Source organism: Kitasatospora sp. NPDC092286, assembly GCF_044755565.1.
Lineage (GTDB): Bacteria > Actinomycetota > Actinomycetes > Streptomycetales > Streptomycetaceae > Kitasatospora.
This window is the reverse complement of sequence record NZ_JBIVRD010000029.1, coordinates 80751-104816: the sequence shown is the minus strand read 5'-3', so window position 1 is coordinate 104816 and position 24066 is coordinate 80751. Positions and strand designations below refer to the sequence as shown.

Here is a 24066-nt window from a genome sequence, read left to right as displayed (position 1 = left end):
CTACCGCCCCACCGGGCCGGCCTCGGCGGCCAGCCGGTCACGGGTGCTCATCAGGATGCGGCCCAGCATGTTCTTGCCCGTCCCCGTGCGGCCGCGCCCCCAGTAGTGGTCGGCGCCGGTGTCCTCGACGATCCGGTCGGTGCCGGTGGACAGCAGGACGGCCCGGATGCCCTCGTGGGTGCGGAACTCGGCGTCCACGACCCGCCGCATCACGTCGTCCTTCACCCGCTCCCAGTCGCGCCGCAGCGGCTTGGACGTGTCCCGCCCCAGCTGGGCGGCGCACAGCGGCGTCGGGGCCTTGCGGATGAGGTCGGCGTGGCGGGTGCCGGTGAACTTCTGCGCCTGGAAGCAGTGCTCGGAGGTGGGCCAGAACCGCCCGTCGAGCTCGACCCCGTGTGCCGAGAAGTTCGAGAAGCAGCCGTACGGCACCTCGTCGGCTCCGTAGAAGTAGATCGGCATCGGGTCTCCGTCCGGGCGCGCGGCACCCATCAGGATGCGGCGGTGAGAGGCGGTGAGATCGTATGCCGCGCCCACGCCCGGGCGCGTCTGCTTTTCCACCCGCCCCCGCTCCCGGCGCTTCCGCAGAGTACGGAAGCAGCGGGAGCGGGAACGGAACGGCCCGGATCAGGCGCCGTCAGCAGCCGACCAGCCGCAGCGGAACAGCGGGTCGCGGGTGTCGAACGGCACGTCCTCGCAGGAGGCCTCGACGGCGGCCATCGAGGAGGGCAGGTCGAAGGGCAGGACCCCGCGCGCCGGGGCGAGTCCGAGGGCGGCCTCCAGCACCAGGTCGTCGTCGGCGCCGAACTCGCCGATCAGCATGGCGGCTTCGCCCGCGAGCGGGGTGAGCACGGCGGGCCGGTCGAGATGGACGACGAAGCAGGTGGGCACGGTGGCGGCGATCGCGCGCAGACGCTCCGCCTCCTCCGCCGGGAACTCCAACGACCCGCTGTGGAAGAAGCGTTCGAGGAGGCCCTCGCGCTGCTCGTAGGGCGCCTTGAGCCGGACGACGGCCGCGTCGGCGTCCTCCGGGCGGGCGACCACCGCGCCGTGGCGGGCGGCGACGGCCGGGTCGATCTCCTCCAGGTACAGCCGCCGACCTGCCAGTGGCCGCCCGGCGATGTGGACCAGCGAACGCTCCTGCACCCGGCGGCCCAGCTCACGCCCGGCCGGGGCGCCGACGAGGGCGGCAGCGGCGTCCGGGTCGACGTACGGGTCGTCGAAGAGGCCGAGCCGGAACTTGTCACGCAGGATCCGCCGGGCGGACTCGTCGATCCGGGCCTCGCTCACCGCGCCCGAACGGACGGCGTCGAGGACGAGCCCGGGGTCGGTCTCGCCGCCGAGCTGGTCGGCGCCCGCGTCCAGGGTGAGCACCACCTGCTCGGCCACCGACAGCTCCTCGACGCCCCAGTGGCGCGGCGGGAGGGCGGCAATGCCGGGGATCGCCATGCCGGTGATGGCGTTGAAGTCGGTGCAGACCACGCCGTCGAAGCCGTACTTGCCGCGCAGCAGGCCGGTGATGACGTCCCGGTTGAAGTTGGCGCCGACCTCGGCCAGCCCGGTGCCGGAGGGGATCGCGTAGGCGGGCATGATCTGCGCCGTGCCCACCGCGAAGGCGGCCTCGAACGGGCGCAGGTGCTGGTCCAGCGCGCCGCCGGGGTAGACCAGCCGGCGGCCGGCCGCGAAGTGCGAGTCCTCGCCGGCGGCCTGGGGGCCGCCGCCGGGGAAGTGCTTGGTCATGCAGGCGACGCTGTCCGGGCCGATGCTCTCGCCCTGGAGGCCGCGGATGTAGGCGGTGATCATCCGGACGGCGCGCTCCGGGTCCTCGCCGAAGGTGCCGCTGATCCGCGCCCAGCGCGGCTCGGTGGCGAGGTCGGCCATCGGGTGGATGGCCAGGCGGATGCCGACGGCGCGCAGCTCACGGCCGATCAGCCGGGCGTACTCCTCGACCAGCGCCGGGTCGTCGGTGGCGGCGAGGCCGATCGGTTCGGGGCCGGCGCTGAAGCCGCCGCCGACGAAGGCGGTGGCGGGGTTGGCGGTGAAGCCGTGCCGGGGGTCGGAGGCGAGGGTGACGGGGATGCCGAGGCGTTCGGCGGCGGCGAGGTCCTGGACGTGGTTGTTCCACTCGGCCATCGCGCGGGCGTCGGGGACGGCCATCATGGCGAAGGCGGTGAGGCCGCGTCCGTTGATCAGCTCGGCTCCGGTGGGGAACGGGAGTTCCGGGCTGGTGCCGGGCATCATCCGGCCGTGGAACATCAGGGCGGCCTTCTCGGCGAGCGTCATCCGGCCGAGCAGGTCCTCGACGCGCTCCTCGACGGGCAGCCTCGGGTCCTCGTAGGGCTCCATGGTGCCGTTGTGGTTGAGGTCGCGGAACGGGGTGCCGTCGTGATGACGGAGCCGGGCCGTCATGCGACGGCCTCCGTCCCGGCGGCAGCGGCGGCAACGGCCGCGTCGGCGGCGACGCCGGCCTTGGCGCGGAAGGCCTCGATCGTGGCGGGGACCACGCCGCAGTGCGCCAGGAAGGCCTCCGTACCGCCGTACCGGGTGTCGACCAGCTCCAGGAAGGCAACCATCGCGCCGGCGGGGGCCTCCAGCAGCGGGGCCGGGACGGTGAGCGTGCCGGCCTGGTAGTCGTTCATGGCGCTGCGGTTGCGATCGGCGAGGTTGGCCCAGATCTGCGTCAGCGCCTCGTTGGTGCGGGCGTAGTCGGCAACGATCTCCTCGGCGGGGACGCCGACCAGGTCGAGCAGCAGGGCGATCAGCAGGCCGGTGCGGTCCTTGCCGGCGGCGCAGTGCAGCAGCACGCCGCCGGGGCGGGTGGCGGCCTCGACGGCGGCGACGACGGCCTCGGGCGCGGACTCGGCCATCAGCAGGTAGAAGGCGCCGAGGTCGGCGGCGGTGGTCATCTCCCGCATGGACGCGTCCAGGGCGTCGCTGGTGGGCTGGATGCGCGCCGCGACGACCTGGATCCCGGCGGCCTCGGCCTCGGCCCAGTCGGCCGGCCTGGCCTCGGCGTCGCCGCGCAGGTCGACGATCGTGCGGATGCCGGCCTCACGCAGCTGGGCGAGAATCGCCGGGGCGGCGGCCGCGTGCGGCTGGGCGGAGCGGTGGACGGCGCCGGGGCGGATCCAGCGGCTGTCGGGGTCGGCGAGGACGGCGGGGTCGCGGAAGTTGACCAGGGACATGGGGGGCCTTTCGGGTGGCACTGGCTTTCGGGTGGAGCTGCGAAAAACGAAGACATCTAGATGTCTAGATGTGTAACGGCTACCGGGGGTGCCCGGCAAGCGGCGGCGAGATGAACATCGGGTCAAGGGCCGGTGCTTCTACGGGCGGACGGCATCCCGGGCGCCCGGCTCCGTAGGATCTGGCGCGTGGCAACGCACCGAACCAGCACCCCGCTGTACCGCCGGCTGGCCCGGCAGCTCCAGGAGCGGATCGACGCCGGGACGTACCCGGCCGGCGCCCGGCTGCCCAGCGAGCCGGAGCTGAGCGCGGAGTTCGACGTCAACCGGCTGACCGTCCGACAGGCCGTGGCCGAGCTGGAGCGGGCCGGGACCATCGAGATCCGGCGCGGGGTGGGCACCTTCGTGCGCCCGCCCGCCGTCCGGGTCTCGATCGACGTGGACCCGCGCAGCCAGCGGGTGGACCTCGGCAGCGTCCACGCGGCGCTGCACTCCCGGGACGGCGAGGAGGTGGTCGCGGCGCCGCCGGTGACCGGCTCCGCCGAGGACCTGGAGGCGGCCGGGCGGCTGGGCCGGGCGCCGGGCGAACTGTCCCGGCTGGAGAGCGTGATCCGGCTGGGCGCGGAGGTCCGGACGGTCAGCAGCTACTGGCTGCCGTCCGCCCTGCTGCCGCCCGGCTTCGACCGGCCCGGCCTCCGGGGCAATCTGGTGCCGGAGCTGGCCCGGGCGGCCGGGATCGAGCTGGAGTACGACTGGCGGGCCTTCGGCGCGATCGGCGCGGACCTCGCCGACGCCGAACTGCTGGGCCTGCCGGTCGGCACGCCGCTGCTGGTCCGCGAGGGCGTCAGCTGCACACCGGACGGCGCCCCGGCGCTGTACGTCCGGCGCCGGATCGTCGGCAGCAGCGCCCGGTTCGTGCTGCACTACCGCGAGCACCCCGACCGCTAGCGCCCCCGGCCCGGGTACCGCGGGACCGGCCGGCCTCACCCGTCCGCCCGGGGGCCGGGACCCGGCGGCACCAGCGTGCGGAACGCCTCCTCCCAGGCCTCCGGCAGCCATGGCTCCGAACTCCCGACCATGATGTGACGCCGCGTCATCGCCCCGAGCGCGGCCCCGAGCGCGTGCGCCCGCAGGTCCTCGTCGGGATCGGTGCCCAGGCGCCCGGCCGCGGCCTCGATCGTCCGCTGGACGAACGTGTCGACCTGGAGGATCGCGTGGTCGTGCACGGACCGGACGTCGAGGAAGCGCCGGCGCAGCAGCCGGCGCCGGGCGGTGTGCTCGGCGGGCTCCTCCAGCCGGCCGCCGGTCGCGGTCAGGGCGTGCCAGAACGCCTCCCAGAGGCCGAGGGCGGCGGGGGCGGCGGCGAACTCGTCGATGATCTGCCGACCGAAGTCCCAGCCGAAGAGCAGGGACTCCTTGCTGGGGTAGTACCGGAAGAAGGTGCGGTGGGCGACGTCCGCGCGCCGGCAGATCTGGTCCACGGTGGTGCGCTCGAAGCCCTGCTCCTCGAAGAGGTCCAGCGCCGCCGTGCGGATCGCCTCGCGCGTCCGCGCCTTCTTGCGGTCGCGCAGCCCGGTCTCGACGACGGCCTCCGCCCCGACCACCACCCCGTCCACGGTCTCCGCCACGGTTTCGGCCCCCTGCCCCTGCATGTTCCCTGGCCCTGCCCTTCTCCGACGGTTCTCCGTCACTCGTACGCAATCACGCCTGGCGCGGCCCGCTCAAGGCGAGCGCCAAGTCGTCGACACCTCGTCACGTGAAGTTTGCACAACTGCCTTTTGGCAGTTGTGCCACTTCCGAATGGTGGTCTGCGGCGGCAGCCCCACGCTGTCGGCCCCCACCTTCGATCCGAGGAACACCGAGGAACCATGAAGCGGAACAAGCACGTTCTGGCAGCGGCCATCTGCACGGTCACCATCGCCCTCACCGCCGGCGCCTGCTCGGCCTCCGACACCGCGGTGTCCGGCGGCTCCGCCCAGGCCGCCCCGGCCACCGACGGCCAGGCGACCGACGGCGGCACGCTGAAGATCGGCCTGGACCGCCCCTTCGCCAAGCTCGACCCGGCCGACAGCACGCTGACCTCGCTGCCCGTGCTGGTCCTGGCCAACGCGCTGTACGACCCGCTGATGGTCAACGGCGACAACGGCACCGTGCAGCCCTACCTGGCCAAGGGGTTCACCCCCAACGCGGACGCCACCGCCTGGACCCTGGAGCTGCGCGAGGGCGTGAAGTTCAGCGACGGCAAGCCGCTGGACGCCCAGGCCGTGGTCGACCACGTCAACCGGCTGGCCAAGCCGGAGAGCAAGTGCTCCTGCGCCACCGACGCCGCCACCATCGGCGGCATGACGGTGAACAGCCCGACCAGCGTCGTCTTCACCCTCAAGACCCCGAACGCGGCCTTCCCCAACCTGTTCACCCGCTCCCTCGGCTACGTCTCCGAGGCCCCGAACGGGGACGCCCCGGCGGTCGGCTCCGGCCCGTACACCGTGGAGAGCGTGCAGCCGGGCGTCTCGGTGACCGTCGCCCGCAACGCCTCCTACTGGGGCGACAAGGGTCACGCCGAGAAGATCGTCTACCGGGTGCTGGCCGACTCCGACAGCCGCTACCAGTCGCTGCGCTCCGGCGACGCCGACCTGATCTGGGCCGAGACGCCCGCCCAGCTGAAGCAGGCCGCCGGGGACGGGCTGCGCGTCGCCACCGGCCCCAGCTCCACCTCCACCATCCTGTTCAACACCAAGGCCGCGCCCTTCGACGACCCGCGCGTGCGCCAGGCCATCCAGTACGCCATCGACCGCGAGGCCCTGGAGAAGGTCGTCTACCTCGGCCAGGGCAAGGTCTCGGACGGTCCGATCGGCTCCGTCTCCCCCTACCACTCGGCCGCCGCCACGTACCCGGCCCGCGACGTGACCAAGGCCCGCGCCCTGCTCGCCGAGTCCGGCCACCCGGACCTCTCCTTCGAGTACCAGGTCGACAACCGCCCCGAGGGCCAGCAGCGCGCCACCGTGATCCAGCAGATGCTGGGCGAGGCCGGTGTGAAGGTGACCGTCAAGCCGATGGACCCGGCCACCCTGGGCACCTCGCTGATGCAGCGCACGTTCCAGGTGCAGGACTTCATGACCAGCCTGTTCGGCGACACCGACACCGCGCTGGCCAACCTGTACGCCCCCGGCTCCCCGTACAACTTCACCGGCTGGAGCAACCCGCAGGCCACGCAGTCGATCGCGGCCGGGCGCGCCGCCCTGGACCCGGCCCAGCGCACCGCCGCCTACAACGAGGCCGCCAAGGCCGTCGTGGCCGAGGCCCCGATGCTGTTCCTCACCGAGAACGCGGCCGGCTTCGTGGCCACCAGCAAGGTCGGCGGCCTGCCCGACCTCTCCAAGCGGGCCGTCGTCAACGTCTCCCCGGCCACCCTCTGGGTGAAGAAGTGACGCCCCGGATCCTCGGCCTCGCCGGACGGGCCGGCCGCGCCGCCGCCGTCCTGCTGCTGGTCACCGTCGCGGCGCTCAGCCTGCCGCACCTGATGCCCGGCTCCCCCGCCGTCGCCGCCCTCGGCCCCACCGCCACCCCCGAGCAGATCGCCGCCTACGAGGCCAAGCTCGGCCTGGACGAGAACGTGCTCACCGCCGCCTGGCGATGGCTCGGCGACGCCCTGCACGGCGACCTCGGGCACTCGCTCACCAGCGGCGCCGCCGTCACCTCCGAGCTGGCCGACCGGATCCCGGTCACCCTCGAACTCTTCGTCTCCGCCCAGCTGGTGGCGCTCTGCCTGGCCGTGCCCGTCGCGCTGCTCTCGGCCTGGCGGCCGGGCGGCGCGGTGGACCGGATCGCCACCGCGGGCGCCTTCGTCTGGCTCGCCGTACCGGGCTTCGTGCTCGCCCTGCTGCTGATCTGGATCACCGCCGTACAGCTGCGGATCCTGCCCGCCACCGGCTGGGTGCCGTTCGCCGAGGACCCGGTGGAGAACCTCCGGCACCTGGTGCTGCCCGCACTCACCCTGGGCCTCACCGAGGCCGCCGTCTTCACCCGCACCCTGCGCGGGCAGCTGCTGGACACCCTCGACCAGACGTACGTCGCCGCCGCCCGCAGCCGGGGCATGGGCACCGTAAGGCTGCTGCTGCGGCGCGCGCTGCGGCCGTCCTCGCTGCCGCTGGTCACCCTGCTCGGCATCGGCGTGGGCACCTCGCTCGGCGGCTCGGTGCTGGTCGAGACGCTGTTCGCGGTGCCCGGCGTCGGCAGCCTCGCCTCCAACGCCATCGGCGCCCGCGACTTCCCCGTCATCCAGGCCGTGGTGGTGGTCAGCGCGCTCGGCGTGGTCGCGGCCACCCTCGCGGTGGACCTGCTGTACCGCAAGCTCGACCCGAGGATCGCCCATGACCACCGTTGAGAGCACCCTGGCGCCGCCGACCGCGCCCGCCCGCAAGCGCCGCCGGCGGCCCCCGGCGGGTGTCCTCGCCGCGGCCGCCTGGCTGGCCGTGGTCGCGCTCGCCGCGCTGCTGCTGCCGCTGCTGCCCGGCTTCGACCCGCTGCACGGCGACTTCGCCGCCCCCTCGGCCGCGCCCGGCCCCGGGCACTGGCTGGGCACCGACGCCTCCGGGCGGGACGTCCTCCAGCGGGCGATCGCCGGGGCCCGCGCCTCCTTCGCGGTGGCCGGGCTGACCGTCGCCGTCGGCCTGCTCGGCGGGGGCGCGCTCGGGGTGGCCGCCGGCTGGTTCCGCGGCCCGGTCGACAAGGCCATCGGCTTCGCCACCGACCTGCTGATGTCCGTCCCCACCCTGATCCTGGTGATGATCGCGGTCTCGCTGCGCGGCCCCAGCCTGCCCGTGATCGGCACGCTGATCGGCCTGTTCACCGTGCCGGCCTTCACCCGGGTGGTGCGCGCCGTGGTGCTGTCGCTCAGCGAGCGCGGGTTCGTCCAGGCCGCCCGGATGATCGGCACCTCCCCGGCCCGCATCCTGCGCCGCGAGGTCGTCCCGCACGTCGCGTCGGCCGCGCTGACCTTCGCCTTCACCGCCACCACGGTCGCCATCGTCGCCGAGGGCTCGCTCAGCTTCCTCGGTTTCGGCCTGCGCCCGCCGGAGCCGTCCTGGGGCGGCATCATCGCCGAGGGCCGGACCACGCTGGGCAGCGCGCCGTGGATCTCGCTCGCCCCGGCGGCGGTGCTCTGCCTGACCGTCCTCGCCCTCAACTACCTCGGCGAGCGCCTGCGTTCGCCCGCCCAGAAGGGACAGTCCCGCTGATGGCCACCCCGGTCCTGGACGTCCGCTCGCTCAACACCGTGATCCACGCCCCCGACGGCCGCGCGCTGCACATCCTGCACGACGTCAGTCTCACCATCGACGCCGGCGAATGCCTGGGCGTGGTCGGCGAGTCCGGCTCCGGCAAGTCCGTGCTCGCCCGCACCGTCCTGGGGGTGCACGGCCGCACCACCCGGGTCGAGTCCACCGGGCAGGTGCTGCTCAGCGGCGAGGACCTGCTCACCGCCGCCCCCGCCCGGCGCGCCGAACTGCTCGGCACCGGCGTCGCCATGGTCCACCAGGACCCGATGACCTCGCTCAACCCGGTGGTGCGGATCGCCGACCAGGTCACCGAGTCGCTCACCAACCGGAAGCGGCTCGGCCGCCGCGCCCGGCGGCAGACCGCCACCGAACTGCTCGCCGCCGTCGACGTCCCCGACCCGGCCCGGCGGGCCCGCGCCTACCCGCACGAGCTCTCCGGCGGCCTGCGCCAGCGCGTCGGCATCGCCGCCGCGCTGGCCGGCAGCCCCGCCCTGCTGCTCGCCGACGAACCCACCACCGCCCTGGACGTCACCGTCCAGCGCACCGTGCTCGACCTGCTCGACCGGCACCGCGAGACCCGCGGCCTCGCCACCCTGCTGATCACCCACGACATCGGCCTGCTGTACGGGCGCGCCCGCCGGATCGCCGTGATGTACGGCGGCCGGGTGGTGGAGAGCGGCCCCACCGAGTCCATCACCGAACGGCCCGCCCACCCGTACACCGCCGCACTGCTGCGCTCGGTGCCGCGCGTCACCGGGCCGCTGCGGCGCACCCTGCCCGCCATCGCCGGCTCCCCGCCCGACCTCGCCAAGCCGGCCACCGGCTGCCCGTTCGCCCCGCGCTGCGAACGCGCCGCCGCCGTCTGCACCACGGCCGCGCCGCCCGTCCACCGGGCCGGGCCCGCGCACACGGCCGCCTGCCACTTCCCCCTTTCCCCCCTCGCTCCTCTCGCTCCTCTCGGCACCTCGGAGGCCGCCGCATGACCACCGTCCTGCACGCCACCGGCCTGACGGTGGTGCACCGCACCCGGTCCGGCCCGCTGCACGCCGTCAGCGGGGTCGGCCTCGAACTGCGGCAGCGCCGCACCCTCGCCCTGGTCGGCGAGTCCGGCTCCGGCAAGAGCAGCATCGCCAAGGCCCTGCTCCGGCTGCCCCCGCCCACCTCCGGCACCGTCACCCTGGACGGCACCGACCTCGGCTCGCTCTCCGCCCGCGCGCTGCGGGCGCTGCGGCCCCGGATGCAGATGGTGTTCCAGGACCCGATCTCCTCCCTCAACCCCCGCCGCCGGGTGCGCGACCTGGTCGCCGAACCGCTCGACGCCCACCCCGACCCGGCCCGCGACCGCGAGGCCGTCATCGACGAACAGCTGGACGCCGTCGGCCTCTCCCCCGCCCTGTTCGGCGACCGCCGGCCGGGCCAGCTCTCCGGCGGCCAGGCGCAGCGCGTCGCCATCGCCCGGGCGCTGGCGGCCGAACCGCGGGTGCTGATCGCCGACGAGGCCGTCTCCGCGCTCGATGTCTCCGCCCAGGCCACCGTGCTCAACCTGCTGCGCCGGCTCACCGACGAGCGCGGCCTGGCCAGCCTGTTCATCTCGCACGACCTCGGTGTGGTCCGGGCGGTCAGCGACGACGTCGCCGTCCTCCAGCTCGGCCGGATCTGCGAGCAGGGCCCGACCGAGGAGGTGCTGGCCGCCCCCGCCCACCCGTACACCGCCGCCCTGCTCGCCGCCGTCCCCGAGCCCGGCCGCCCGCTCGGCGACACCGGTCTGCTCCCCGCCGACCCGCCGTCCCCGCTGGACCCGCCGTCGGGCTGCCGCTTCCGCACCCGCTGCCCACTGGCGGACGAGCGCTGCGCCACCGAGGCACCGGCACTGCGCGCGGTGTCCCCCGGGCGGACGGTCGCCTGCCACCGGCCACTGCTGCCGGTCGACTGAGGCGGAGGTGCCGACGCTCCGGGTTGCCTGCGATTCCCCCCCGGCAGGCCCGACCGTCCACCGCTGCGGACAGGATGCGAAAACCGGCCGGTCATCCGCCTCCGGACCCCCGCCACCACCGGGCCCCGCACCCCGCTCCAGGCCCCGCCCCGGCGGCGGTCCGGCCGTGGGAATCCGGTAAAATTCCGGCCGGATCATCAGGCGTTTTCCGGGGCGGAGCAGAGCGGCATGGCGGCGGGAGACAATCAGGACACACCCGCCGAACTGAGCCGCTGCTACCTCGGCCTGCTCGCCGACGTCTCCCGCACCGGACGGCTGCTGCGCCGCGCCGAGCTGGAGAGCCTGCGCGCGCTCGGCGAGCGCAGCGCCGAGGCCGGGCACGGGCTGCGCGAGGTGGTCGCCCAGTGCCTCGCCGCCACCCGGCAGGCCTGGCAGACGCTCCCCGGCATCTCCACCGCCGCCACCGTCAGCGAGCTGCGCCGGACGGGCGACGCCGTACTGGCCGCCACCGAAGCCGCGCTCGCCGCGCTCGGCGAGGGCCACGAACGGGCGCAGCGGCTGGCGGTCCGTCAGGAGGAGTCCGCCCGGCGGGAGTTCATCGACGACCTGCTGCACGGCCGCAGCGACCTCGGTCTGCTGGCCGAGCGCGCCGAGCGGTTCGGGCTGCGGCTGGCGGGCGCGTACGCCGTCGCGGTCGCGGTCGGCGACGATCCGTACCCTGACGTCCATCCGCTGGCGCACCGGGTGGAGCGGGAGCTGGTCGGCCGGTTCGGCGAGCGGGACATGCTGCTGGCCGGCAAGGACGGCCGGCTGGTCTGCATCGCGCCCGACAGCGAGCGCGCGGTGCTGGAGGCCTTCGCCGAGCTGGCGCTCCGCCCGGGCCCCGGCTACCGCCCGGTGCTGCGGGTGGCGACCGGCCGCCGGCACTCGGGCGCCAGCGGCGTGCTGCGCAGCTACGAGGAGGCACTCGGCGCGCTGGACTACGCCGCCCGGCTCGGTCTGTCCGCCCAGCAGCTGAGGGCCGAGGAGCTGCTGGTGTTCCCGGTGCTGATGCGGGACCGGGCGGCCATGGCCGACCTGGTGCGCAGCGTGCTGGGCCCGCTGGTGGAGGCCCGGGGCGGCGCGCGGCCGCTGCTGGACACCATCGCGGTGCAGGCCGAGGCGGGGTACGTCAACGCCGAGGCGGCCCGCCGGCTGGGGCTGAGCGTCCGCACGCTGGGCTACCGGCTGGAACGCATCAAGGCGTTGACCGGTTACGACCCGGCGGACGCGCTGCACCGCTTCACCCTGGAGACGGCCGCGATGGGCGCCCGGCTGCTCAGCTGGCCGGAGCAGCCGCTGTAGGGCTTGTCCGACACGCCCCGGGCGGGCGGTACGGCCCGGCCCGCGCGTTCCAGGGTGTCAAGAGGGCGTCAAGATTGCCGGATCCTGGCAATGTGCGAACAGCCCTTCGACTGTCACGATCTCCGTGGCGCCGAGGTGGCGCCGCCGGAGAGAGCACGGGGGGCGGGGCGCGATGGGGGGATTCGTCGAGGCCGCGCTGGGCTTTCCGGCGGCGCTGTTCAGCTTCGCGCTGGTGGTGGTCATCGGGTACTGGTTGCTGGTCGTACTCGGTGGCATCGGGGTCGACGCCCTGCACGGGGGACATGGCGTCGATCCCCACGTCGGCGCCCCGCATGTGGGGCACGGTGTCGGCCACCACGACGGCGTCCCGCACGGGGGCGACGACGCCGGCCACCACGGGGGCACGGTGGCCGGGCTGGGACTGGGCGGGGTACCCGTGACGGTGGCGGTCTCGCTGCTGGTCGCGCTCGCCTGGTTCGTCAGCCTGGCCGGCTCCGCCCTCACCTCGGGGGCCGTCGAGCGCGCCGGTGTGCTGGTGGTCGCCCTGGCGGCGTCCTGGACCGGTACCCGGCTGCTGCTGAAACCGATCTCGCGGCTCTTCCCCGAGGACCGGCCCGCCACCCGCGGCGACTTCGTCGGCCGGGTCTGCGTGATCCGCACCGGCCGGGTGACGGCCGACTTCGGGCAGGCGGAGGTCACCGCCGACGACGGCTCCACCGCCACCGTCCAGGTCAGGTCACTGACCGACGAGCCCGGCCTCGCGGCCGGCCGGACGGCCCTGATCTTCGACTACGACGCCGACGGCGAGCACTTCCTGGTGGCGCCGTTCGATCCGGCGCACCCCGGCCGCTGACCCCGCCCGGCTCCACCCGACCCGCTCCACCCCGCCTTCTCCGCAGAGCTTCTCCGCAAGGCCTCTTCGCAAGACCTCTTCTGCAAAGGACACCGTGATGGACACCATCGCTGTGGGATTCGGCGTACTTGTCGCCGTCGTGCTGCTCATCGTGCTCGCCATGCTGCTGTTCGTCGGCCGGCTCTTCCGGAAGGTCGAGCAGGGCAAGGCGCTGATCATCTCCCGGACGAAGAAGGTCGACGTCACCTTCACCGGCACGATCGTCCTCCCGGTGCTGCACAAGGCCGAGCTGATGGACATCTCGGTGAAGACGGTGGAGATCCACCGCACCGGCCGGGACGGCCTGATCTGCCGGGACAACATCCGCGCCGACATCCGGATCTCCTTCTTCGTCCGGGTGAACAAGACCGTCGAGGACGTCATCAAGGTCGCCCAGGCGATCGGCACCGTGCGGGCCAGCGACCCGAACGCGGTGCAGGAGTTCTTCGCGGCGAAGTTCTCGGAGGCGCTGAAGACCGTCGGCAAGCAGCTCGACTTCACCGATCTCTACACCCACCGGCACGAGTTCCGGGACCAGATCATCGCGGTGATCGGCACCGACCTCAACGGGTACACCCTTGAGGACGCGGCCATCGACCACCTCGAACAGACCCCGATGAACCAGCTGGACTCCAACAACATCCTGGACGCCCAGGGCATCCGCAAGATCACCGAGCTGACCGCGATCGAGCACGTGCGCACCAACGAGTACCAGCGCACCGAGGAGAAGGAGATCACCCGGCAGAACGTGGACGCCCGCGAGGCCGTCCTCGAACTGGAGCGCCGTCAGGCGGACGCCGAGATCCGCCAGCGCCGGGAGATCGAGACCCTGCGGGCCAAGGAGGAGGCCGCGGTCGCCCGCGTCCAGGAGGAGGAGCGGCTCAACGCGCAGAGCGCCTTCCTGCGGACGGAGGAGCAGCTCGGCGTCCAGCGGGAGAACCAGGCCCGTGAGGTCGCGGTGGCGCAGAAGAACCGCGAGCGGGTGATCGCCGTGGAGACCGAGCGGATCGAGAAGGACCGCCTGCTGGAGGTGATCGGCCGCGACCGGGAGACCGAACTCGCCCGGATCGCCAAGGACAAGGAGGTCGAGTCGCAGAAGCGCGAGATCGCCGACGTGGTCCGCGAGCGGGTCGCGGTGGACCGGACCGTGGCCGAGCAGGAGGAGTCGATCAAGTCGCTGCGCGCGGTCGAGGAGGCCGAGCGGATGCGCAAGTCCGTGGTCATCCAGGCCGAGGCCGAGGCGCAGGAGAAGCTGGTCAAGGACATCAAGGCCGCCGAGGCCGCCGAGCAGGCCGCCGGCCACAAGGCCCGCGAGTCGCTGCTGCTGGCCGAGGCCCGGCAGCAGGCCGCCGAGCTGGACGCGGCCGCCAAGATCCGGCTCGCCGAGGGCATCCGGGCCGAGGCCGCCGCCGAGGGCCTGGCCCAGGTGCAGGTCCGCGAGCAGGAGGCCGCCGCGATCGAGAAGGTCGGCCGCGCCGAGGCCGTCGTGCTGGCCGAGAAGGCGCAGGCCGCCGCGCTGGAGATCGGCGCCAAGCTGAAGGCCGAGGCCGAGGGCCTCACCGAGAAGGCCGCCGCGATGGCCAGGCTGGACGAGGCCTCCCGCGGGCACGAGGAGTACCGGCTGCGGCTGGCCGCCGAGAAGGACGTCCGGCTGGCCGGTCTCGACACCCAGCGGCAGATCGCCGAGGCGCAGGCCACGCTGGTCGCGGCCGGGCTGGAGAAGGCCAACATCGACATCGTCGGCGGGGACGGGATCTTCTTCGACCGCCTGGTGCAGTCGGTGACGGCGGGCAAGAGCGTGGACGCGTTCGTCGCCCACTCCGACACCGCGCGCGCCCTGGCCGGGCCGTGGCTGGACGGCAGCGCCAGCTTCACCGACGACCTCACCCGGGTGCTGTCCTCCGTCTCCACCGCCGATGTGCAGAACCTCACCGTGTCCGCGCTGCTGATGAAGCTGATCGGCTCGGGGGCCGGCGAGCAGGCCGGTCAGCTGCGGCAACTGCTCTCCTCCGCGCAGAAGCTGGGCATCGCCGAGACCCCGATCGCGGCGCTCGCCGCGGCCAACGGTTCCAAGTAGCGCTCGCGGCAAGGGGAGAGACCAGCGTGGACGTCCTCGACACGGGCGCACGGCCCGACGCGGGTACCCGGCTCGACGCCGGCACCTACGAGGTACTGCGGGACCGGCTCGCCCGGGCCGCCGCCGAACTGGCCGAGCGCGCCGGGGAGCTCAACGCCCGCCGGGCGGAGGAGTTCGGCGGGCGCGAGCTGCGGCTCACCGGCACCGGCCGGCTCACCACCGCCCGGGCCTGCGTCGCCCGGGACCTCACGGCGGCCGGCGGCCTGCTGCTGCTCGGCCACCGGCCGGCCGACGGCGCGGCCGCGGGCGGGCCGCCCGGCGTCGAGGACGTCCTCACCCTGCACCACCCCGACCTCACCGAGGCGGGCCCGCCGTCCGAGACGCAGCCCGGAGCACCGTCCGGATCGCCGTCCGCCGCTTCCTTCCTGGCGGACCCCCGGCTGCGGCAGGACGTCGCCGAACTCCACCGCTACTACCGCGACGCCCGGCTGGAGCAGCTGCGCCCGGTCGGCGGCCGTCTGCTCGCCGTCTTCCGCACCGGCCCCGCCGCCGGGGACGTCCGCGTGCTGCGCTGGCGGACCGGCGACGGCGACACCCCCGCCTACCTGGACGGGCACGGCGAACGCGACCACACCCCCGCCGACGGCCGGCAGGTCGGGTGGACCGCGCTCACCCGGGACGACCAGCTCCCCGGCCGGCCGCCCCGGGTCTCCCTCGGCGGCGACCTGCTGCTCGCCACCGAGGGCGGCACCCTCACCCTCACCACCCCCGCCGGCGACCTCCTCCACCAGGAGCCGCTGGACGAGGCACTGCAGACCCTCGCCGACGCGCAGATCGCCCACGCCCGGATCGGCACCCTGCTGCTGGTACGGGTCCGCCCCTACCAGGAGGAGACCGTCCGCCACCTGGTCTGCCACCTGCCCACCGGCCGGGTCACCCGGATCGACGCGCTCGGCCAGGCCTGCCTGCGGCTCCCCGGCGACCAGGGCGTCGCCTTCCCCGGCGGCTGCCACCTCGCCGACGGCACCGTCCGCACCTTCGACCAGCCGGTCGACGGGCTCGCCTACGAGCGGACGATCGCCGCGCCCAACGGCGAGGACGTGCTGTACGTCTTCCGCGCCCCCGCCGACGGCCGCACCCTGCTGCTCCCCTACAACAGCGTCCGCCAGGAGGCCGCCGCCCCGCTGCTCTGCCAGGGCTTCGCGCTGCTCGACGACGGCACGCTCACCGCCCTGCGCCCCAACACCGACGGGCCCACCCGGCTCCACCCGGTGCAGCTCTGGCAGACGCCGTTCACCAGCGAGCGGTACGCCGCCGCGCAGCCCGCCGGCGCGGGGCCGCTCGCCCGGATCGGCAACGCCGACCTGGTCCGCGGCCTCGCCGACTGCCTCTCGCTGGCCCGGCTGGCCGCCGCCGGCGCCGACACCCCGGCCGGCCACCAGGCCGTCCTGGCCGCCTGCACCCGCACCGCCGACCGCCACCACTGGCTCGGCGAACCGGGCCTCGGCGACCTGCACCGGCCGCTCGCCGAGATCCGCGACACCGCCCGGCAGGTCATCGCCGAGTACGAGACCGTCGCCGAACTCACCGCCCACGCCGCCCGGCAGACCGAACAGGCCACCGAACACGTCGAAGGCCTGCTCCGGGTCGTCCGCGGCGAGACCCTCGCCGACGCCACCGCCTGGGTCGACCGGCTCACCGCCCTGCGCCGGGCCCAGGGCCGGGTGGAGGCCCTGCGCGACCTGCCGCGCGCCGACCCCGAGCGGATCGACCGACTCGCCGCCCACCTCGCCGGGGGCCTGACCGAGGCCGCCGAACGCGCCGTCACCCACCTCGCCGAGCCGGACGCCTTCACCGGCCACCGGCAGCGGGCCACCGCACTCGCCGACACCTGCGCCGCCCTCACCACGGCCGCCGGGGCCGGACCGCTCGGCGAGGAACTGACCGCGCAGAGCGAGGCCCTGCAGACCGTCTCCGAACTGGTCACCACCCTCGACCTCGCCGACGCCACCACCCGCACCGGCATCCTGGACCGGCTCTCCGACGTCCTCGGCCTGCTCAACCGGGCCCGCGCCACCCTCACCACCCGGCGCCGCGAACTGCGCACCCGCGAGGCCGCCGCCGAGTTCGCCGCCGAGACGGCCCTGCTCGCCCAGGCCACCACCGCCGCCCTCGCCGCCGCCGACACCCCGCAGGCCTGCGACGACCAGCTCGGCCGACTCCTGCTGCGGATCGAGCAGTTGGAGACCCGCTTCGCCGACGCCGACCCGGCGCTCACCGAACACCTCACCGACCGCCGCACCGAGATCCACGACGCGCTCACCACCCGCCGCCAGCACCTGCTCGACGACCGGGCCCGCCGGGCCGACCGGCTGGCCGCCTCCGGCGACCGCATCCTCGACACCCTGCGCCGCCGCCTCGCCGCCCTCACCACCGCGGCCGAGATCGACGCCGCGCTCGCCGCCGACCCGACCGCCGTCAAGCTGCGCGAACTCTGCTCCCAGCTGGCCGCGTCGGGCGACCAGGTGCGGTCCGAGGAGCTGGCCGGCCGGCTCCGCGCCGCCCGCGGCCAGGCCCACCGGGCCCTGCGCGACCGCGCCGACCTCGCCGGCGACGGCCCCGGCACCCTGCGGCTCGGCCGCCACCTGTTCGCCGTCACCACCCAGCGGCCCGAACTCACCTTCGTCCCCTGGCAGGGCCGCCCCGCCTTCGCCCTCACCGGCACCGACTACCGCTCCCCCGTCACCGACCCCGCCTTCGCGGCCACCGAGCGGTACTGGGAGCAGCCGCTGGTCTCCGAGAGCGCCCGGATCTACCGGGGCGAGTACCTCGCCGCCGGCCTGCTGCTCGCCGCCGAGTCCGACGGCCTCGACCCGCTGCACGAGGCCGCCGCCGACGGCACGCTGGACGAACTCGTCCGCCGGGCCGCCGAGCAGCGGCACGACGAGGGCTACCAGCGCGGCGTCCACGACCACGACGCCACCACCATCCTCCGCGCGCTGCTGCGACTGCACGCCGAGGCCGGCCTGCTGCGCCACCCCGCCGGGGCGCGCGCCGCCGCACAGCTGTACTGGGCGTACGGCGCCGACGAACGGCAGCGGCTGGTCTGGCGCACCCGGGCCCGCTCGCTGGGGCTGGCCCGCAGCGCCTTCGGGCCGGTCCCCGCGCTGGACGCACTGGCCCGTGAACTGGACGCGGCCGTGGGAGAGTTCGCCCAGGCCGCCGAGCCCGCCGGACGCTACCTCGTCGAGGAACTGGCCCGCGCCGACCTCGCCTTCGCCACCCCGCCCGCCGTCACCGCGCTGCTCGACAAGTTCCACGCCGCGCCCGAGGCGACCGGCCTCACCGAGGCCCTCGCCGCCCTGCCCGACGACCCGGCCCTCCTCCCCGCCCGGCGCCAGCTCGCGCACGCCTGGCTGGAGGCCGGCACCGCGGCCACCGGCGTCCGGGCCGCCGCCGACGACCTCGCCGAGGCGGCGGCCACACTGCTCTGCCCCGGCCTCCCCCGCTACCCCGCGGGCGGCGCCGTCACCACCCGGCTCACCGGCCTGCTCGGCGACCACCCCCGGCTCCCCGGCGGCGGCCTCGACCTCAGACTGGACGAACTCCTCGCCCGGGCGGCCGACTTCACCACCCACGACGTCCCGGCGTACCGTGCCTACCAGCGCCTGCGCACCGACCTGCTGGCCGCCGAGCACGACCGGCTCCGGCTGGAGCAGTACCGCCCGGCACCGCTCAACGGCTTCGTCCGCAACCGGCTGATCGACGAGGTCTACCTGCCGCTGGTCGGCGACAACCTCGCCAAGCAGCTGGGCACGGCCCAGGCCCCCGGCAGCCACGCCCCGGCGGACCGCAGCGGCCTGCTGCTGCTCGTCTCCCCTCCCGGCTACGGCAAGACCACCCTCGTCGAGTACCTGGCCGAACGGCTCGGTCTGCTCCTGGTCAAGGTCGACGGCCCCGCCCTCGGCCACCGGGTCACCTCCCTCGACCCGGCCGAGGCCCCCAACGCCACCGCCCGCCGCGAGGTCGAGAAGCTCAACTTCGCCCTCCACGCGGGCAACAACGTGCTGCTCTACCTCGACGACATCCAGCACACCTCGGCCGAGTTCCTGCAACGGTTCATCCCGCTCTGCGACGCCCAGCGCCGCGTCGACGGCGTCCGGGACGGCCGGGCCCGCGAGTGGGACCTGCGCGGCAAGCGCTTCGCGGTCGTCATGGCCGCCAACCCGTACACCGAGACCGGCCGGCTCTTCCGGCTGCCCGACATGCTCGCCAACCGCGCCGACGTCTGGAACCTCGGCGACGTCATCGCGGGCCGCACCGACCTCTTCGCGCTGAGCTTCGTCGAGAACGCGCTCACCGCCAGCCCCCACCTCGCCCCGCTGGCCACCGCCGACCGCGCCGACCTGGACACCCTGCTGCGCCGCGCCGCCGGCGAACCGGCCCCCGGCGAGCTCAGCCGGCCCTGGCCGCCCGCCGAGACCGACCGGATGACCGCCGTCCTGGCCGGCCTGCTGCGGCTGCGCGAGACGGTCCTGACGGTCAACCGCGCCTACATCGCATCCGCCGCCCAGGACGACCGCACCCGCACCGAACCCCCGTTCCGTCTCCAGGGCTCCTACCGCAACATGGCCAAACTCGCCCAGCGCCTCGCCCCCGCCATGACCGACGCCGAACTCGACGCCCTCCTCACCGACCACTACCGCGCCGAGGCCCAGTCCCTGGGCGCCGAAACCGAGGCCCAGCTCCTCAAACTGGCCGAACTCCGGGGCACCCTGACCCCCGAACAGTCGGCCCGCTGGCAGGAGTTGAAAGCCACCTGGACCGGCGCGCAATAGTCCGACTTTCCCGGCCCGGCGGCACGACCGCGCCCTCACGCGATAGGTTCGGCCCGCCCGGCCGGAAGGGCCGGGCGGCGCTGCGGGGGTGCGGTTACTGGACGGTGGGGAGCTTCGCGGTCAGCGCGGTGGGCACCCGCACCACGTCGTCGAGGCTGTACTTGCCCGGGCCGAAGTCCGCGGCCGTCAGGCCCTTCTTCGCCCCACCGGTCACCAGCCAGACCGTCGTGCTGTCCGGCGAGACCAGCAGCGTCCCGTTCACCGGAGCGGCCTTCGCCGCCGCCTGCGACAGCCACGCACCCGGAACACCACGCAGCGGCAGCTGGTCGTACCCGAAGGCCGTGTAGTCCGCGCCGCTCAGCGGCACCGCCACCCCACCGGCCGTCACATAGATCGTCGAGTTCCCACCGGCCGCATCCCGCACGATCGTCCGGTTCGGAATCACCGCACCCGCCCGACCCGCGAGCCACTGCCCCGGAACACCCGTCAACGGCCGGATGTCATACCCGTTGGCGGTCCACTCCGCGGCGCTGATCGGCAGCGCGGTGCCGCCGACCGTCACGTAGCGGCTCGGGTCGTTGCCCGCCTGGTTGTAGACCACCGTCCCGGCCGAGGGTGCGCCGGCGAGCGCGTTGAAGGACGCATCGGTGACGTTGACGATCTTCGAGAGGTCGTAGCCGTCGGCGGTCACGTCCGAGCCGGTGATCGCCAGGCCGGCACCGTCGACGATGACCTTGACCGTCGAACCGCCCGGCGCCTTGACCAGCGTTCCGGGCGGCAGCGCCGCCGGGTTGTCGTTCAGCCCGGGTGCGGTGGGGCTGTCGACGACGCCGTTGTCGTGAACCGGGAAGTAGGTTCCGTGGCCGGCGAAGTAGGGGTAGGGGATCGTCCGGTGCCAGACCCCGGAACCGCTGAACTCGTACCCGGCGTAGGAGGCGTGCGACGAGGCGGCGGCCAGGACGATACGCAGGGTCCTGGAAGGCTTCGGAGACATGACTGTTCTCCTCTACGGGCGGAAAAGAGCCGGCCTCTTCAGATCAGGACGGGCCGGAACGGGGCATTTCGGAGCTGCGAATTCAGGGCGGGGTATTCCGGAACAGCGCGTGCGGAACAGCGCGTGCGGAACAGGGCTTTCGGCGCTGGGCTTTCCACCCTGAAGGTCCGGCCCCCAGGGCAGTGGACACTGCGCGGTGGCGGACGGCTGCCCTGCAGGAGCAGCCGGTCGGCGGGGACCTGCGGACGGGCGGGGCGGGCGGTCAGCCCCAGATCATGTCGCCGGCCAGAATGGTCGTGGGGATGCCGGTCGGCACGGGGGTGCCGGTCGCGGCGGCGGGCAGCGCCGGGGTGGCCTGCTCGGCGGCGGCGAGGGCGGGGACCAGACCGGAGAGGGCGAGGGCGAGGGCGGCGACCGCGGCGGCCCTGGCGGTGACGGTACGGAACATGGTGGTATCCCCTTCGGATGCGACGTGGCAATGGATTCCGGTGCTCGCGTCCCGCGGTGACGCTTCGACCGGTGTGCCGTTCGGGCGGTGCTCCCTGCCGGCGATCACCAGTTTGGTTCCAGTTCCAGCCCTCCGGAAGAGTTCTCCGGTGGACGGAAACGTCCCTGGACCGTTCCGTCCCGCGCTGCCGGAAGCGGACAACGGCCGGTGCGCGACGGGGCCACAAGGTGATGTAGCCATGACATCTGGAGCGAGGCCGCCGAACGGGACAATTCGCTTCCGGGGCGCCCCTCGGGCGGCTTTCCCCTTGGCCTGAACCGTCCAGCACGCTGGCCCGGGGATGCCTCATATGAAATGATCGCGTGCGACTCGAACAAGATTTATTACCGGGGGGGCGGCAGGTGCTCACAACACTTGGCCTGGACAGCACGTCAGAAACCGTTTACCGCGCGATGCTCGCCCGCCCGCACGACGGGGTGGACGCCCTCGCCCTACGCCTCTCGCTCCCGGAGCAGCAGGTCAGAGCGGCGCTGGACACGCTCAGCGAGCTGTCCCTGCTCCGCCCCTCCGCCGAACGGCAGGGCGAGCTGCGCGCGGTCTCCCCCGACATCGGGATGGAGATCCTGATGGCCCGCCAGCAGGCCGAACTCGCGGCCCAGCAGCTGCGCATCGAGGCCTCCCGGGCGGCCGCCGCCCAGCTCATCGCCGAGTACGCCGACCTGCGCCCCAGCACCGGCCACCCCGACGTCGAGCACCTGGTCGGCCTCGACCAGATCCGCGACCGCCTGGCCTCACTCACCCGCGGCATGCGCGAGGAGGTCATGACCTTCTCCCCCGACGGCGGGCAGAAGCCCGAGAACATCGAGGCCGCCAAACCCCTCAACCAGACGCTCCTGGAGCGGGGCATCCGGATGCGCACCGTCTACCTCGACAGCGTCCGTAACAGTCCGCACACCGTGGACTACGTCAACTGGCTTGCCTCGCACGGCGGTCAGGTCCGCACCGTGCCGGTGCTGCCCACCCGGATGATCGTCGTCGACCGGACGACCGCCGTCATCCCCGTCCAGAGCGACGACACCGCCGCCGGCGCCGTCGTCCTCAACGGGCAGGGCATGCTGACCGCCCTCTGCGCCCTGTTCGAGACGGTCTGGGCCGGTGCCCAGCCCCTCGGCAGTGCCACCCCGCTGGACAAGCACGGACTCAGCGCCCAGGAGAACACCGCGCTCACCCTTCTCGCCGACGGCCACACCGACGACGCCATCGCCAAGCGCCTCGGCGTCTCCTCCCGCACGGCCCGCCGCATCGCCACCGACCTGATGGAACGCCTCGACGCCCGCAGCCGCTTCCAGGCGGGCGCGCGCGCCGTGCAGAACGGCTGGCTGCCCGGCACCGCCTGATCCGCCAACTCCCCGGCACCATCGTCGGCGGCGCCGGGGAGCGCGGCTCAGGGCGTCGGCGGCGGCGTCGGGAACAGGCTGGCCAGCGGGTTGCTGTAGGTCTTGCTGGGCATGCACGTGGGGCCGGGGGTCTTCATGAGGTTGGCCTCCATCTCACGGAAGCCGTTGGCCGGGTCGACCTTGGCCATGGGGAGGTAGATGTAGAGCTGGACGCCGGCCGGGATGGCGCCGGGGCGGATGGTCAGGACGTGCTTGAGTCCCTCGCTCTCGATGTTCCAGCCGTGGGTGGCGAGCCAGTCCGGGTTGCCGTCGCCGTCGCCCGGCGGGTCGGCGGGGCTCTCCGGCTCGGGGGCGTGGCAGTCGGGCTCGCCGGCGTAGACGTGGGTGCGGGCGCCGAGCCGGTCCAGGTCACGCTGCAACTGGGCCGCGTCGACCGGCTTGTACGACTCCAGGACGGTCAGCCTGACGAGGTCGTCGCCGCCGCTCTGCAGGGTGTACGCCGCGTTGGTGATGTCGCCCAGCACCTGGCTCCCGGCGGTGGCACCGGCACTGCCGGGCGTGGACGTGACGGGGCGGCCCGCCGTGGCGGTGAACGCGATCCCGGCCGCGGCGGCGGCCAGGCCCAGCGGGAGCGCCACCCGCACGGTCAGGGTCCGTCGCCTGGCCGCGCGCCGGGATTGCTCGGTCACGGTGTCCATCAGATGCTCCTTCAGCAGGACATGGCGGTCGCGAGGGAGCTCCGGATCGGCCACGGCCGGCAGCAGCCGGGCCAGTTCCTCCCGCTCGGTCTGCCGAGACCGGGACTGGGGGGTGGCGTTCATCGGATCGTCTCCTTGCTCGACCGGACCGCGAACCCGCGGTCACCTGCTACCTGTCCGTCGGCAGCCGTGCGTTGCACGCCTTTCTCCGAGGCGGTCTTCCGGGAGGCCGCCAGCTCCTTCGCCGCGAGGTCCCGCAGCCTGCCGCGGGCGCGCGACAGCCGGGAGCGGACCGTCCCGACCGGCTTGCCCAGCGCTTCGGCGACGGCCGCGTGGTCCATGCCCTCCCACACGCACAGGGCGAACACCTCCCGCTCGGCCGGGCGCAGCTGTTCCAACGCGGCCTTGGTGGCGGCGAGTTGCTCGGTATCGGCGAGCCGTCCTGCCAGCTCGGCGGCGAAGTCCGGGACCACCTCGCGCGGCGGCAGTTTCGCGAGCGCCCGCTGGTGCCGCCGGGCGGCCCGGCGGATGTTGCGGATGACGTTGGTGGCGATACCCAGCAGCCAGGGCCGGAGGCTCTCGCCCTCCTCCTCGACCTTCGCCCGCAGCCGCCAGGCCTCCAGGAAGGTCAGCGAGACCACGTCCTCGGCGACGGTCCGGTCACCGGTCATCCGGACGGCGTGCCGGTACACCGCGCGGGCGTGATCCTCGAAGATCTGCCCGAACGCCACCGCGTCCCCGGCCCGTATCCGGGCTCGAATCGATTTCTCCACACCGCGTCCTGTCCGCCCGCCCACCACCGTTGCCGTGATCCGCACCACACGGCGGCCGGGCGGTGCCGCGCGGTCGACGGTACTGGCAGCAGGGCCCCCACCCGGCACAGGCAGGTCCAGCCCTCTGCGAACCCACGGAGGGCCGGACCGCGTTCAGGGCCACGGGACAGCATCCTGGTCAGACACGCCGGCCGCCCGGAGCCCGCCATGAAAGTTT

General features: G+C 74.2%; 19 protein-coding genes. 11 read left to right on the top strand and 8 right to left on the bottom strand.

Annotated features, from left to right (window positions below; translation table 11 throughout):
* From ACIQIB_RS26945 to ACIQIB_RS26935, 3 genes are all read right to left on the bottom strand, one after another.
* Complete coding sequence (locus ACIQIB_RS26945) at window positions 1-459, bottom strand: NADAR family protein (protein WP_400761171.1); 459 nt, start codon at window positions 457-459, stop codon at window positions 1-3.
* Between the two features lie 165 nt (window positions 460-624).
* The gene (locus ACIQIB_RS26940) at window positions 625-2406 is read right to left on the bottom strand and encodes a glycoside hydrolase family 3 protein (protein WP_400761168.1); all 1782 of its coding nucleotides are present in this window, start codon (window positions 2404-2406) and stop codon (window positions 625-627) included.
* Window positions 2403-3182 (bottom strand): tyrosine-protein phosphatase, encoded by a 780-nt coding sequence (locus ACIQIB_RS26935; protein ID WP_400761166.1) that lies wholly within the window; start codon window positions 3180-3182, stop codon window positions 2403-2405. Before ACIQIB_RS26935 ends, ACIQIB_RS26940 begins: the two co-directional genes overlap by 4 nt.
* 186 nt (window positions 3183-3368) lie before the next feature.
* On the opposite strand from ACIQIB_RS26935, the gene ACIQIB_RS26930 reads away from it, so the two are divergent.
* Entirely contained in the window at window positions 3369-4127 is a 759-nt protein-coding gene (locus ACIQIB_RS26930) for a GntR family transcriptional regulator (RefSeq protein ID WP_400655908.1), read from the top strand.
* A 35-nt stretch (window positions 4128-4162) separates the two neighbouring features.
* Here ACIQIB_RS26930 and ACIQIB_RS26925 read toward each other — a convergent pair whose 3' ends face one another.
* Window positions 4163-4807 (bottom strand): TetR family transcriptional regulator, encoded by a 645-nt coding sequence (locus ACIQIB_RS26925; protein ID WP_363608029.1) that lies wholly within the window; start codon window positions 4805-4807, stop codon window positions 4163-4165.
* A gap of 240 nt (window positions 4808-5047) precedes the next feature.
* Between ACIQIB_RS26925 and ACIQIB_RS26920 the strand changes: the two genes are divergently transcribed.
* The 9 genes from ACIQIB_RS26920 to ACIQIB_RS26880 all read left to right on the top strand — a co-directional run bounded on the left by ACIQIB_RS26920 (window position 5048) and on the right by ACIQIB_RS26880 (window position 19539).
* Window positions 5048-6607: an ABC transporter substrate-binding protein gene (locus ACIQIB_RS26920; RefSeq protein WP_400655906.1), complete on the top strand. Its 1560-nt coding sequence runs from the start codon at window positions 5048-5050 to the stop codon at window positions 6605-6607.
* Window positions 6604-7563 (top strand): ABC transporter permease, encoded by a 960-nt coding sequence (locus ACIQIB_RS26915; protein ID WP_363608031.1) that lies wholly within the window; start codon window positions 6604-6606, stop codon window positions 7561-7563. Before ACIQIB_RS26920 ends, ACIQIB_RS26915 begins: the two co-directional genes overlap by 4 nt.
* On the top strand, window positions 7550-8416 hold the full coding sequence (locus ACIQIB_RS26910; RefSeq protein WP_400761163.1) for an ABC transporter permease: 867 nt from the start codon (window positions 7550-7552) through the stop codon (window positions 8414-8416). Before ACIQIB_RS26915 ends, ACIQIB_RS26910 begins: the two co-directional genes overlap by 14 nt.
* Complete coding sequence (locus ACIQIB_RS26905; protein WP_400761162.1) at window positions 8416-9438, top strand: ABC transporter ATP-binding protein; 1023 nt, start codon at window positions 8416-8418, stop codon at window positions 9436-9438. The genes ACIQIB_RS26910 and ACIQIB_RS26905 overlap by 1 nt, the downstream gene beginning before the upstream one ends.
* Window positions 9435-10388, top strand: a complete 954-nt coding sequence (locus ACIQIB_RS26900) for an ABC transporter ATP-binding protein (protein ID WP_400655901.1) — start codon at window positions 9435-9437, stop codon at window positions 10386-10388. Before ACIQIB_RS26905 ends, ACIQIB_RS26900 begins: the two co-directional genes overlap by 4 nt.
* A 228-nt stretch (window positions 10389-10616) precedes the next feature.
* The gene (locus ACIQIB_RS26895) at window positions 10617-11732 is read left to right on the top strand and encodes a PucR family transcriptional regulator (RefSeq protein WP_400655899.1); all 1116 of its coding nucleotides are present in this window, start codon (window positions 10617-10619) and stop codon (window positions 11730-11732) included.
* A gap of 172 nt (window positions 11733-11904) precedes the next feature.
* Window positions 11905-12585, top strand: coding sequence for a hypothetical protein (locus tag ACIQIB_RS26890; RefSeq protein WP_363608036.1), 681 nt, complete (start codon window positions 11905-11907; stop codon window positions 12583-12585).
* Window positions 12586-12682: 97 nt separating this feature from the next.
* Window positions 12683-14701 carry a flotillin family protein gene (locus ACIQIB_RS26885; RefSeq protein WP_363608037.1) on the top strand — a complete coding sequence of 673 codons (2019 nt, stop codon included), beginning with the start codon at window positions 12683-12685 and terminating at the stop codon, window positions 14699-14701.
* A gap of 26 nt (window positions 14702-14727) precedes the next feature.
* Window positions 14728-19539 (top strand): DNA repair ATPase, encoded by a 4812-nt coding sequence (locus tag ACIQIB_RS26880; RefSeq protein WP_400761160.1) that lies wholly within the window; start codon window positions 14728-14730, stop codon window positions 19537-19539.
* A 94-nt stretch (window positions 19540-19633) separates the two neighbouring features.
* On the opposite strand, the gene ACIQIB_RS26875 is transcribed toward ACIQIB_RS26880, so the two are convergent.
* Both ACIQIB_RS26875 and ACIQIB_RS26870 read right to left on the bottom strand, forming a co-directional pair.
* Window positions 19634-20533, bottom strand: a complete 900-nt coding sequence (locus tag ACIQIB_RS26875) for a hypothetical protein (RefSeq protein ID WP_400761158.1) — start codon at window positions 20531-20533, stop codon at window positions 19634-19636.
* A 262-nt stretch (window positions 20534-20795) separates the two neighbouring features.
* Entirely contained in the window at window positions 20796-20981 is a 186-nt protein-coding gene (locus tag ACIQIB_RS26870; RefSeq protein WP_400761156.1) for a hypothetical protein, read from the bottom strand.
* A gap of 401 nt (window positions 20982-21382) precedes the next feature.
* On the opposite strand from ACIQIB_RS26870, the gene ACIQIB_RS26865 reads away from it, so the two are divergent.
* Window positions 21383-22378 (top strand): LuxR C-terminal-related transcriptional regulator, encoded by a 996-nt coding sequence (locus tag ACIQIB_RS26865; protein WP_363608041.1) that lies wholly within the window; start codon window positions 21383-21385, stop codon window positions 22376-22378.
* A 47-nt stretch (window positions 22379-22425) separates the two neighbouring features.
* On the opposite strand, the gene ACIQIB_RS26860 is transcribed toward ACIQIB_RS26865, so the two are convergent.
* Together ACIQIB_RS26860 and ACIQIB_RS26855 are read right to left on the bottom strand one after the other, a co-directional pair.
* Window positions 22426-23199, bottom strand: coding sequence for a hypothetical protein (locus ACIQIB_RS26860; RefSeq protein WP_400761153.1), 774 nt, complete (start codon window positions 23197-23199; stop codon window positions 22426-22428).
* A complete protein-coding gene (locus ACIQIB_RS26855) occupies window positions 23196-23849 on the bottom strand; it encodes an RNA polymerase sigma factor (protein WP_400655888.1) in 654 nt (217 codons plus the stop codon). Before ACIQIB_RS26855 ends, ACIQIB_RS26860 begins: the two co-directional genes overlap by 4 nt.
* Window positions 23850-24066 lie beyond the last annotated feature (217 nt).

Coding starts and splice junctions, on each gene's coding strand:
- ACIQIB_RS26945 (WP_400761171.1), bottom strand. CDS start 459: ATGCCGATCTACTTCTACGGAGCCGACGAGGTGCCGTACGGCTGCTTC.
- ACIQIB_RS26940 (WP_400761168.1), bottom strand. CDS start 2,406: ATGACGGCCCGGCTCCGTCATCACGACGGCACCCCGTTCCGCGACCTC.
- ACIQIB_RS26935 (WP_400761166.1), bottom strand. CDS start 3,182: ATGTCCCTGGTCAACTTCCGCGACCCCGCCGTCCTCGCCGACCCCGAC.
- ACIQIB_RS26920 (WP_400655906.1), top strand. CDS start 5,048: ATGAAGCGGAACAAGCACGTTCTGGCAGCGGCCATCTGCACGGTCACC.
- ACIQIB_RS26910 (WP_400761163.1), top strand. CDS start 7,550: ATGACCACCGTTGAGAGCACCCTGGCGCCGCCGACCGCGCCCGCCCGC.
- ACIQIB_RS26905 (WP_400761162.1), top strand. CDS start 8,416: ATGGCCACCCCGGTCCTGGACGTCCGCTCGCTCAACACCGTGATCCAC.
- ACIQIB_RS26900 (WP_400655901.1), top strand. CDS start 9,435: ATGACCACCGTCCTGCACGCCACCGGCCTGACGGTGGTGCACCGCACC.
- ACIQIB_RS26895 (WP_400655899.1), top strand. CDS start 10,617: ATGGCGGCGGGAGACAATCAGGACACACCCGCCGAACTGAGCCGCTGC.
- ACIQIB_RS26890 (WP_363608036.1), top strand. CDS start 11,905: ATGGGGGGATTCGTCGAGGCCGCGCTGGGCTTTCCGGCGGCGCTGTTC.
- ACIQIB_RS26885 (WP_363608037.1), top strand. CDS start 12,683: ATGGACACCATCGCTGTGGGATTCGGCGTACTTGTCGCCGTCGTGCTG.
- ACIQIB_RS26875 (WP_400761158.1), bottom strand. CDS start 20,533: ATGTCTCCGAAGCCTTCCAGGACCCTGCGTATCGTCCTGGCCGCCGCC.
- ACIQIB_RS26870 (WP_400761156.1), bottom strand. CDS start 20,981: ATGTTCCGTACCGTCACCGCCAGGGCCGCCGCGGTCGCCGCCCTCGCC.
- ACIQIB_RS26860 (WP_400761153.1), bottom strand. CDS start 23,199: ATGAACGCCACCCCCCAGTCCCGGTCTCGGCAGACCGAGCGGGAGGAA.